The organism is uncultured Paraglaciecola sp., from assembly GCF_913020055.1.
GTDB lineage: Bacteria > Pseudomonadota > Gammaproteobacteria > Enterobacterales > Alteromonadaceae > Paraglaciecola.
Window position 1 is genome coordinate 24717 of the sequence record NZ_CAJWCF010000048.1, and the last position, 11797, is coordinate 36513.

At 40.2% G+C, this 11797-nt stretch carries 10 protein-coding genes; 2 read left to right on the forward strand and 8 right to left on the reverse strand.

The genetic code is table 11. The annotated features are described in order from the left end of the window. Positions 1-546 precede the first annotated feature (546 nt). From QZ488_RS11815 to lptD, 8 genes are all read right to left on the reverse strand, one after another. Positions 547-1374 carry a glycerol kinase gene (locus QZ488_RS11815; RefSeq protein ID WP_293748882.1) on the reverse strand — a complete coding sequence of 276 codons (828 nt, stop codon included), beginning with the start codon at positions 1372-1374 and terminating at the stop codon, positions 547-549. Positions 1375-1590: 216 nt separating this feature from the next. Further along, positions 1591-3615 carry a methyl-accepting chemotaxis protein gene (locus QZ488_RS11820; protein ID WP_293748885.1) on the reverse strand — a complete coding sequence of 675 codons (2025 nt, stop codon included), beginning with the start codon at positions 3613-3615 and terminating at the stop codon, positions 1591-1593. Positions 3616-3785: 170 nt separating this feature from the next. Continuing rightward, positions 3786-4619 carry a symmetrical bis(5'-nucleosyl)-tetraphosphatase gene (locus QZ488_RS11825; protein ID WP_293748887.1) on the reverse strand — a complete coding sequence of 278 codons (834 nt, stop codon included), beginning with the start codon at positions 4617-4619 and terminating at the stop codon, positions 3786-3788. A 4-nt stretch (positions 4620-4623) separates the two neighbouring features. Beyond that, the gene (apaG, locus tag QZ488_RS11830; RefSeq protein WP_293748889.1) at positions 4624-4998 is read right to left on the reverse strand and encodes a Co2+/Mg2+ efflux protein ApaG; all 375 of its coding nucleotides are present in this window, start codon (positions 4996-4998) and stop codon (positions 4624-4626) included. A gap of 32 nt (positions 4999-5030) precedes the next feature. Then, positions 5031-5831, reverse strand: a complete 801-nt coding sequence (rsmA, locus tag QZ488_RS11835) for a 16S rRNA (adenine(1518)-N(6)/adenine(1519)-N(6))-dimethyltransferase RsmA (protein ID WP_293748891.1) — start codon at positions 5829-5831, stop codon at positions 5031-5033. Beyond that, entirely contained in the window at positions 5828-6811 is a 984-nt protein-coding gene (gene pdxA, locus QZ488_RS11840; protein ID WP_293748893.1) for a 4-hydroxythreonine-4-phosphate dehydrogenase PdxA, read from the reverse strand. The genes rsmA and pdxA overlap by 4 nt, the downstream gene beginning before the upstream one ends. After that, entirely contained in the window at positions 6812-8104 is a 1293-nt protein-coding gene (gene surA, locus QZ488_RS11845; protein ID WP_293748895.1) for a peptidylprolyl isomerase SurA, read from the reverse strand. Between the two features lie 225 nt (positions 8105-8329). Next, positions 8330-10471: an LPS assembly protein LptD gene (gene lptD, locus QZ488_RS11850; protein WP_293748897.1), complete on the reverse strand. Its 2142-nt coding sequence runs from the start codon at positions 10469-10471 to the stop codon at positions 8330-8332. Positions 10472-10675: 204 nt separating this feature from the next. On the opposite strand from lptD, the gene QZ488_RS11855 reads away from it, so the two are divergent. Next, positions 10676-11701 (forward strand): phosphotransferase, encoded by a 1026-nt coding sequence (locus tag QZ488_RS11855; protein ID WP_293748899.1) that lies wholly within the window; start codon positions 10676-10678, stop codon positions 11699-11701. Then, on the forward strand, positions 11691-11797 hold a 107-nt coding region (locus QZ488_RS11860; RefSeq protein WP_293748901.1), incomplete at its 3' end, for a sugar phosphate nucleotidyltransferase. The genes QZ488_RS11855 and QZ488_RS11860, both read left to right, overlap by 11 nt.

Consider the following 11797-nt stretch of genomic DNA (forward strand, 5'->3'; position numbering starts at 1 on the left):
GATGCTTGTTGCCAAACAGTAACCTAGGTACTCATAAAACAAAGTATCTGAGTTACAGCGAAATCAACAAGCATAAAGTGGTGGAGATATTCTTAATCTCTGGTTTTAAGTGAGGAACTCTTCAATGTGTTGGAATTCTGATGATTGTTTGTTGTACTAGGACTGAACATAATATTTATTTTCACCTAATTTAAACTTCGATTTAGTTTGAAATAACTTGCTATATTCGCGACTAAATTTTAAACGTTCAGCAGCTTAAGTCTGAGTGTCTTATGTAGCTGAACAGCTTATTAAAGCTTCACTATTATAGGGCGGAAAGAAGAATTATAAAATTGCAGCTTAAACTGAGCTAATAGGCAGCCAACTTTAAAAATTCTACATTTGGTTCTATACCCAATATATCATCCACGCCCTTGCCATAAAATTTATGACCAAAAGTAACGTGCAATGGATGATCTAACCCATTAAGGAAGGGAACCAAGTCAAAAATGGCTTCCAATAACGCGAGGTGTCCTATGCCAGTTAGGGTATATAGGTAATCTCTATCTAATAAGCCTGCACTCCATATTTCAATAACAATCGAGGTAAAATATCATCCAATTTTTGCACATCAGTATCATCAAGTTCAATGAGTTTGAACCCATACTTTTCGTAGACGGCTAGTTTCTTTGCTTTGCGGGCCAAATACTTAGGATCATCATCATAACCCCAATACTCAATATAGACTTTGCCAGTTGGGATATAGAAGTCACAGAATACGTTTTCTTCTATCGGCAGCTTACGTTCATAGGCATGGACTATTTCAGCCATATATAGCCAGTTATCAATCATAACCTCAGCTTTAGATTGAACAACGTGCCCATCAGTTGCTTTGAATTTAGCATCCAATTTAATCTTAACGTCCGTCGTGTTTGAGGAATCGGTAGGAAGTTGGGTATTTGAACCCATCAAATCGTTGACGGAACTGAGCAAGACTTTGCAGGTGGTTATCGTTTCTGGCCATCTTACATAAGGCACTCCTGAACGTGAATCTTCACTTTGCACCGCTCCTTGTTTAAGTCCTTGATCTGTTGCAACCCAACCTTTTAAGCTTTTATTAACCCAACCTAGCTCCGAGAAAAGATAATTCAATTTGTTCGCTGAGATACCAAATTCATTGCCAATTTTAGTTGAACTAACCAATTCAACAGGAACATCTGGACTTTGATGTGTAGGTAAAAGCGCTAAATCAAAATTATCAGGCCACTCAATATAGTCTCCCAGTTTTGCAGAGGTTTTAATCCTGCCTCCTGCTAGTTTTCCCTTTGCGGTTAAAACCCATTTTTCTGACTCGCGCAGAATGTAATTAACTTCTTGAAGCTTAGCAAAAAGCACCTTAGGTTCGAGGGTAAGACGTTTTGCAGTAGCAGTGGTTGAAAAATATTTAATGGTTTATTTCCTAAGCTTTACGATGATAAATAGTGTATCTGAATACACTAAAAAACGGCAATAAAAAACCGGCTTTCGCCGGTTCTTCAAATACTCTCTAAAAAGCTCGTAGCTCGTAGCTCGTAGCTCGTAGCTCGTAGCTCGTAGCTCGTAGCTTGTATTCTAAACTCTAAACTGCTGCACAGAGCTTTGTAATTCCTCAGCAAGCTTAGCCACCTCGTGACTAGATTCAGAAGTCTGATTGGCACCAACAGTGGTTTCTTCAGCAATATTCACAATATTCTCAAGCTTTTCACTGATTTCTTGAGATACAACATTTTGCTCACGAGCTGATTGTTCTATCTGACTACTTACGTCAAAGGCTTTATGAACTGCATCGGTAATCGACTCTAGAGCAATTGTGGCATTTTCAGTTTGTGCAACACATATTGTAGTTTGTTCTTTACCTTGATTCATAACAGATACCGCTTTTTCAGCACCAGCCTGTAACACTTCAATCATCGAGTTGATTTCTTGAGTGGACTGTTGCGTGCGACTTGCCAATGTTCTAACTTCGTCTGCTACAACAGCGAATCCGCGTCCTTGTTCTCCGGCTCTTGCCGCTTCGATTGCAGCATTTAATGCAAGTAGATTAGTTTGGTCTGCAACGCCTCTTATTACATCTAATATACCGCCTATGCTGGCACTGTCTTGATGCAATTTATTAATCACTTCAGCCGCTTCTTCTACGTCTTTAGCTAATACAAGAATAGTACTTTTATTTTCTTCCGAAATGACTTTGACTTTTTCTGCTTCATTATCAGCATGTTTAATTTGATTCAAAGTATCTTCGGCGCTCTTAGTAACGAGTTGCGAGGTGCTATGCATTTCAGTGGTTGCTGCGGCAACTTGTGCAACTTGTGATTTTTGGTTTTGGATAGACTTGGTGGTTTGAGCCGTTACTGCAGAGGTCTCCTCAGCTGCAGCCGCTAATTGCGCTGCTCGTGAGCTAATACCTGATATCAAGGTTTTTAAACTATCGATTAAGTTATTACAGTTTTTGGCTAGATCACCAAATTCATCCTGTGCAGAATCATCTAGCTTACGGGTTAAGTCGCCTGTAGAAACGATATGCAGCATTTCGTTTACTTTGTGTAAGGGTTTGATAATGGCCATTACGGTGCCATAAGCAATACCAGCGGCAATGAGTACCGAAACCAAGCCAATAATGATGGTGATGGTTTTGCCAGTGCTTACTGAGTCTGCGACGTCTTTCTTGGCATATTTTGCTTTGTCGTCAGCGAGTTTTAGAAGGTCATCGAGCTTTTGGATCGCACTCTTTATATTATCTTCCGAAGCTTGATAAGCGGTAGCAGCTTGGTTGCGACTATTTAAACGTTTGATTTGAGACTGAATTAAACCGTCTGGTGAAGAGATCGAGTCGGTCACACCTTCTATGAGCTCGTATAACTCATCTAAGGTTCCACTGTCGTCTCTAGTACCAGCAGTGCTTTGAATTTGAGTTGTTTTGTCTTTAATTTGTCCAACCACAAGTTGCACTTCGTTTCCGATAGTGTCGGCTCTAACTAAGGTTTGTGTTTTGACGTATTCTGCGCCTACAGTCAAAAGTGATGAAAGACTCGATTCAAGGCCATTAGCTATCTCTGCTGCTTTGCCTAACTGACTATTACTCTGAACTTTATCCAAATCTGCAAAGTCAACAATAAGAGTAGAACCATCATCGGCGTTGTCTTCGATATTGCTCAGCAAGTCTAGTACTTTATTACCGTACTCTAGATCAGCTTTTTTGTTGTCAAATATGGAATTAACATTTTCAATGTACTGACTATAAATGTCTTCTGATTCTATCAGAGAGCTACGTAAATCTTTTTCTTTACTGACAACGCCTGTAAGGATGCGTAATTCAGCATCAAAATTGGCTTGGCTATCTTCGAATGCGGTTTTTTTCGCAGACAAGCCATCTAGGGTTTCCTCATAATACGATTCTGTGGTCAGACGGCCCATATTCAGAAAGGATACTTTTAATTGACTACTGCCACTCACTGTAGGTAAAGCTAACGTATTCACCTCTTCAGTGGCACTGTCTATACTAGATAAACTGGATACTGCAACTACGCCTAATATAACTAATAGGAGCGTAATGATCGCAAATCCGCCGACGACACGAGTAGCTACTGTAATTTTCATTGAATGGCCCTAAATCAAGTTGGCAGTATCCGTACTGACTTTATTTATTTGTTTAATGACTGCTAAATGCAACCTATTATTATTCAGATACGACTATACCCGACTGAGTAATAATTTGTAGTGCTAGAACTATCTTTCTTAGACTAAAGTCCCATAGACTTTGCCCATTGTTAAATATCGGCTGAGTTTGCTTGATCTTGATATTTTACTGAAAATAATTCACCACTCGAAAGTTTTAGTATGGTCATGCTTTGCCCCCAAACATAACCTGTATCTAGCGCAGAGAATTGTTTTAGGTGTGTGTGTCCATTCAGTGAAGCCCAATGTCCAAATACTACTTTTTGATTTGCCTTGAGTTTTTTATTCGTCTCTTTAAACCAAGGTGTTAGTTCAGTAGGAGCTAACTCTGGCGTCGTTTTGCAATTAAAATCAAGTTCATCATGATTTTTAATAAAACGCATACGGGTCATCGCATTGACGATAAAACGTAATCGCTGCGGCCCTGCTAAGGACTTCTGCCAAATTGAAGGTTGATTACCGTACATATGCGCTAAAAACTCTTTCCAATCTTTAGCTTGTAACTGTTCACTGACTTCATTACTGGCTTTCAAGGCTTTTTTAACTGACCACTTGGGATACAACCCTGCATGAGTGACTAAGGTATCTTGGTTCACCATCAAGGTCAGTGGTTTGTGTCTTAACCAATTAATATAGGTCTTTAGTTGTGGGCTAGCCAGTAAGGTGTCTAAGTTATCTCCGAGTTTTGCTTTTCGAATACCCGCATATATGGCTAATAAGTGTAAATCATGATTACCTAAAACAGTATCAAAGCTGTCTTTTAATGAATACAAATAATCTAAAGTTTCAAGAGGTTGGGTACCGCGGCCGACTAAATCCCCTACAGCAATTAGGCGGTCATTTTTAGGTGAAAAGTCGACTTTCCTAAGTAGCCTTTGCAGACCGGCAAAGCACCCTTGGATATCGCCAACAATATAGGTAGACATGAAGTTAATTTAGTACATTTGGAACAGCTAAGCTAAAAATATTGATAGGCGCTTGGAACAATTCACCATCTTCCCTTTGCATTTCGTAATAACCTTGCATCGTGCCAACAGGGGTATCCAACACAGCACCACTGGTATATTGAAAAGAATCACCAGGCTGAATGTGTGGTTGTTCACCTATTACACCAGGGCCTTGAACTTCTGTTTTTTTGCCATTGCCATCAGTGATAAGCCAATATCGACTGATGAGTTGTACCAATTGCTGGCCACTATTACAGATTGAAATTCTATAGGCGAAAGCATACTTATCTTTATCTGGGATTTGATTTTTTAAGTACTGTGTATCAACCGTAATATCAATTTTATTATCTTGCTTCATCTGTTATTTGACACCGCCCTACATTTTGTAGTTTATGTTAAAGAGTCTACCGCATTGGCGATTTTTGCATACTGCTCGAGTGATAAATTTTCAGCCCGCAATTCAGGATTAATATCCAAATCGATGAGTTGTTTTTCGCTCACACTCTCTTTTAAACTATTGCGAATAGTTTTGCGTCTTTGGTTAAATGCTTGGGCACAGACTGTATGTAAAGTGTCTTCGTTGATCAATGTGACCGGTTTTTTCTGATGGGGTACAAGCCTAACCACGGCTGAGTCTACTTTAGGTGGCGGATTAAACGCGCCTGGAGGTACTTGCAATACAGGTATGATTTGACAGTGGTATTGAGCCATAACCGACAGGCGGCCATAACTTTTGTTGCCTGGACTGGCTGCCAAGCGATTCACTACTTCTTTTTGCAGCATAAAGTGCATGTCTTGTACTTTATTCGCAAAAGAGAATAAGTGAAACATCAAAGGCGTTGAAATATTGTAGGGTAAGTTGCCGAAAATACGTAAAGGTTTGTCATCGGATAACAATTGAGAAAAATCGTATTTTAGTGCATCGGCTTCAACAATAGTCAGCTTGCTAGCAATAAAAGGGTGGGTTCTTAGTCTGGCGGCTAGATCCCTATCAAGTTCAATGACGGTGAGTGCATCAACTAGTTCGCACACAGGCTCAGTTAACGCGCCTAAACCGGGACCAATTTCAACCATATGTTGGTCTTTTTGCGGACCAATAGCTGTGACTATTTGGTCAATGACATAATTGTCATGTAAAAAATTCTGGCCAAAACGTTTTCTGGCGGTATGCCCTAAATGTTGTTTACTCATTCTTTTTGCGCTGCTATTGATATGGCTTTTTCGATGGCAAGATTGAAGCTGCCTGCGTCTGCTTGACCTGTGCCTGCTAAATCCAAAGCAGTACCGTGATCGACTGATGTGCGTATAAAGGGTAAACCCAAAGTAATATTAACCGAGGCGCCAAATCCTTTGTATTTTAATACAGGTAGTCCTTGATCATGGTACATGGCTAACACTGCGTCAGCTTGTTCCAAGTATTTGAGATTAAAAATAGTGTCTGCGGGTAAAGGCCCTGTGATGTTTAATCCTTCGGCGCGCAAGGCGTCTAGGGCTGGGGTGATAACTAAAATTTCTTCTTTACCTATATGCCCGTCTTCACCTGCATGAGGGTTTAAGCCACACACAAAAATATGTGGATTATTAATACCAAATTTCAACATTAAGTCGGTATTAACTATGTGTAAAACTTTATACAAACGTTCGAACGTAATCGCTTTAGATACATAAGCTAAAGGAATGTGAGTTGTCGCAAGCACAACTCTAAGGCCTTCAGTGGCTAACATCATGACTACGTCATTGGTATTCGATTCATGGGCAAAAAACTCGGTATGACCACTAAAAGAAATACCCGCTTCATTAATGATGCCCTTGTGTACCGGACCTGTCACCACAGCATCAAATTCACCATCCAAATTCTTTTTACATGCTTGGCGTAAGGTTTCAACAACATAGTGACCATTTTCGCTATCGAGCTTGCCGCTTTCAACCGCTACTTTAGTTTTGATATCGACTAAAAACAGCTGGCCTGCTGGTAACGTGTAATCTGTATTTTCGTCATAGGTTATTAATGTTATGTCTAAATTTAGTTGTGCAGCCCTTTGCCTAAGCATGTCTCCATCAGCAAAAGCGACCAATTGTGCTGGCCATTCCTTTTGGGCAATGTTCAGAAGTAAATCTGGGCCAATACCGGCAGGTTCACCAGGCGTGATCGCTAATTTTAATGGTTTCACTTATTCGCCTTGTTGTGCGATTAGTTCGATATAGGCGCTGGCGCGTATTTCTCTCAACCAAACGTCAGATTCTTCGGCAAATTTCCGTTGAAATAACAAATTGTAAGCTTTTTCTTGTTTACGTTTTTCCGTTGCATCGCCCACACGTTTGCCAGTTAACTGCATAAGATGCCATCCGTATTGAGTGCGAACAGGTTGACTGATTTCATCAATCTCTAATTTACCTAAGGTTTCGCTAAATTCAGGCACGTAGGTGCTTGGATCTGCCCAGCCTAATTCTCCACCTTTTAACGCAGAACCTGGATCGGCTGAATGCTCTTTGGCCAACTCAGCAAAATCTGCTTCACCGGCTAAAATTTGTTCGCGAAATTCTTTGAGCATTTTTTCCGCTTTTTCATCACTCAAAATGACCGAGGGTGAAATTAGAATATGTCGTCCGTTTACCTCGGCTATTTCGACTTTTTCAATACCACGAAGGTCTTTTACCTTCAAAATGTGAAAACCAGCGCCACTGCGCATTGGGCCAATTAAGTCGTCTTTAGATTTTTTTTGCACTGCTTCAGCGAACAAGGTTGGCATGGAGTTAATATTCATCCAGCCTAAATCCCCACCTTCTAAGGCGCGAGGGCCACCAGAAGAGGCAGTAGCAATTCTGGAAAAATCAGAACCTTTTTCAAGCAATTCAATTACTTTATCTGCTCGCTCTTTAGCTTGTTTTATATCTTCATCTGTTGGTTCAATTGGAAATTCAATTAAAATATGTCCCAAGTTATATTCTGCTTGTTGGTCGCCTTGTTCATCAATCAGTTTGACCAAGTTGCTTATTTCTTGTTCAGTAATGTATACTCGCCTGCGCACGTTAGCTCGACGTACTTCGCCTAGTATTAACTCTTTACGAATTTCTTCCCGGTAGGTGTCATAAGCCACGCCTTCTTGGGCAACTTTTTCACGGAACTGGGCAATACTCATATTTTCGCCTTCGGCAATATTAGTGATAGTTTGCTCTAGCTGAGGATCACTAATTTGGATGCCCATTCTTTCTGCCATTTGCATTTGCAGATTATCGACAATGAGTTTTTCAATCGCTTGAGTACGCAAAACTCTGTCTGACGGCAGAGTTTGGCTGTTAAGCGCAGCATTACGTTTTACCACGGTAATTAATTCAGTGATTTGACTTTCTAACACCACACCTTGGTCGACGATAACAGATACGCTGTCTAACAGTTCAGGTGCAGCCTCTGTCTTAAGTGATAACAAAGAGCTAATTAAAAGGGCGACTACTATTACTTTCATGGGTATCTTTACTTTTTTAGTTAAGGGCGTTGTTTGATTACGCGCGTTGGGTATATCCGGAGGTTAGCAACAATTAGTTAGCTCAAACCTCAATTAGTTCAATAAGTAAGATCGCTTAGGCTCAAACAACCTTCACTTTAGTTCAATACATAAGATCGCTTAGGCTCAAACAACCTTCACTTTAGTTCAATACGTAAGATCGCTTAGGCTCAAACAACCTTCACTTTAGTTTAATAGATAAGGGCGTCTATATCCAAACAACCCATCTCTTAATAAGTTTCGAGTGGTGAAGTATACATGAAAGCCCGACTCAAATTCATTGGTACTTTGTGCTCCATCATCATCAAAACGGTTACTCAGGTTACGCTGGGCAACAAAACTAACAGTCCAGCAACAGGATTCATATTGCACACCTGTATAACTCTCCACTGTTCTGCTCAGTTCTAGGTCATGATACCAGCGGCCAACCCATTGCCAATTTTTGGCTAAAGGCCAGCTAGCGGTCACGCCCACTTGATTAATTTTTTCAGAGGATAAGTCTCTGACATATCGATGGTTTATCTGCACTATTTTATTTTCACCGTGCTGATATTCCAACGACAAACTACTGCGTTCCACTTTATCCGTAAGAGTCGACACCTGTGCTTGGGTGTGCGCGTACCATTTACTGCCTATTTGCCAATCTAGCTCAGCAGCTAAGGCAGAACGGTCATCAACTTTAGACGCATCTAACACTTGGTTGTCTTTTAAATAAAATATTTGACCTAGACTGAGTTTAAATCGTTCTCGGTTATTATTATCGACAAATCTTGATGTCATACCTACGGTAATTTGATTGTTGTCACTGATGCGATCAAGGCCTGTAAATTCCTGCCCTCTAAATAATCCGGCAAAATCATTAAATAGTCGTGTCGTGTCGTAAAGACCGATGTTGTTCTGGTCTTCGAAGCTGGTATACAAATACTGAACTTTAGGTTCAAAGGTTTGGGTTGCCTCTGTACCAAACCAACTAGCGGGCCTCTCAAATGCCAGAGAACCATAAACTTTGACTTGACCTAAGGTACGAGAAATATTCTTTTCAAGTGCTGAATTTTGAATGTTCTCTTGGACATACCTTGTATGTAAAACGGTGGCTTCCGCCAAAAACTCGCTCCATTGATTTTGAAACGGGTAGCGCACTGTAGGCGCAATATGAAAACGTGTGGCCGATGGACTCTCGAACTCTCCACTTTCAAAATAGGCTAACTCTGAATGCACTTGAAACTCAGCACCTAAAACTATGGGTGTTAAATAATTGAGTCTGATTTCAGGTAATGCACTATAACTGTCGGGATGGTCTCCCAGCACTTCAAAGTCTCTAAATTGCGCAGTGACATCTAAGGTTTGTGAAAAATAACTCAAACCTAGTGTTTTATACAAATGCGTATCGGCCCGATTATAATAATCAGAACCTAAGTCAACGATATAGTTATCGTCGCTTAATCCATTAATATCTGCATTGACCCACCAGTTTTTGCCTACTTGCCCACTGTGTACTAATCGATAGAAATATCGGTCGGTGTCATTGTTGAGGTCTTTATCATCTGGTAAGTATTCAATATTTGCCTGACCTGCATGTTGTTCGGTCATATATCTAAATTCAGTTTTAAGCTGCAAACCGCGCTCTGTCATTAATCTTGGGCTAAAAGTTAAATCGTAATTCGGTGCAATGTTCCAATACACCGGCTGTTCAATACTGATACCAGTGGCACTATTACTAGAAATTTTTGGGTATAGAAGACCTGATTGTCTTTTATTATTTATTGGGAATGAAAAATACGGTAAATACAGCACAGGCACATCTTTTATATAAAATCGTGCGTGTTTCACCACTCCTCTGGATTGGTCTGGTGTAAGTTCGATATTACTTGCTTGAATGCGCCAAACTTCATCATCAACCGGGCAAGTGGTGAAACTCGACTCGACTAAATTAATGCCCGTTTGTTGGCCCAAGCCAATCTTCTGAGCTTTACCATGGCCTTGAACACTGTTTAGCTGATAAAAGGCGTGTTCAATGACTAATTCATTTGACAGTCTGTTGAGCTGCACATTTTCACTGGATACCGTAATGTTATTGTCTTGGAAACTCACATTGCCTGTGGCATTTAAGGTTTGGGTCTGACGATTGAATACCGCTTCGTCAGCTTTGATTTTAGCGCTCGAGCTATCGATTTCTACTTTGCCTTTGAATTGGGCAAAAGTATCCTGATTGATTTCACTATCTTCAGACTTAACTTGAATTTGACCTTCAAGTAAGGAATTTTCAAGGTTTGGTCCAGCCAAGGGAACAAAACAAACTTCTTGAGCATCGGCCAGCCCAATCGACATAAGCAGGCAACTGATAAGTATGAATTGTTTGTTTTGTATACTAGACAAGTACAAAGTGGCCTAAAGTTGGGTTGAAAACAGCAAGTAAATACGTAATTTTAAAGGTTTCAATGGGATTTACCAGTAAACTTGCAAAAAAAGCCATATTTCGTCATCCTTTATTTTCGTTTAGCTGCCATCTTTGTCAAATTATAAGAGAGCCAATTGAAAACACAGTTATCAAACAAGCAACTTCGAAAGCAGCAATTACAGGACTGGATTAATCAAAACACAGATTTCGAGTGCCTTTCGTTGGAAATAGTTTCAGGTGATGCCAGTTTTCGTCGATATTTTCGATTTGACTGCCGTGAGCAATCGATTATTGCTGTGGATGCGCCGCCAGAACATGAAAATCCAGCGCAATTTATTGCTGTGGCACATAGTTACCAAGAGAAAGGCTTAAGAGTTCCAGAAGTTTACGCTCACGATCTAGAACAGGGATTTTACATCCAAGAAGATTTTGGTAATCGTTTGTTTAGTGACTTATTAACAGAGGACTCCTGCGAACGATTATATTCTAAAGCATTAGATAATATCCCTCATATCCAAAGCTGTATCTCTACTGAAAATGGACCGTTGCCTGCTTTTAATAGTGCATTTATAGACAGAGAATTAGACATCTTCCCAGAGTGGTTATTAGGAAATTATCTGCAGCTACGGCTGACTGATGTCGAACAAACCATGCTGACTAAGGTGTTTGATTCAGTCAAAAAGTCTTGCCTCTCTCAGCCTATGGTCGGCATGCACAGAGATTATCATTCCCGTAATTTAATGTTACTTGAAGATGATGAAATAGGCGTAATTGATTTTCAAGATGCAGTTGTTGGACCCATTACCTATGATGCAGTTTCATTGCTTAGAGACTGTTATCAAGACTGGCCTAAAGTTAAAGTGTTGGAATGGTTGAGACGTTTTCATTTAAAATATTATGCTGAATATTCGTGGACTGAATTTAAAATGTGGTTTGATTGTATGGGCATGCAGAGGCATATCAAAATAGCGGGTATTTTTGCTCGATTGTATATGCGCGACCATAAACCAAGTTTCTTATCTGATATTCCTCATACTTTGCACTATATAATCGATGCAGCCAGTCAATACCCTGAATATGCTGAGTTCGTCAGTTTTGTTAGTGAGCGAGTGTTACCCAAGGTGTTGCAAAAACTAGAGATGCACAAACATGACGCGTAAAACCGCCATGATCTTAGCAGCAGGAAGAGGCGAGCGAATGCGACCTTTAACTGATTCTGTGCCTAAACCTATGTTGAAAGTGCAAGCTAAACCCTT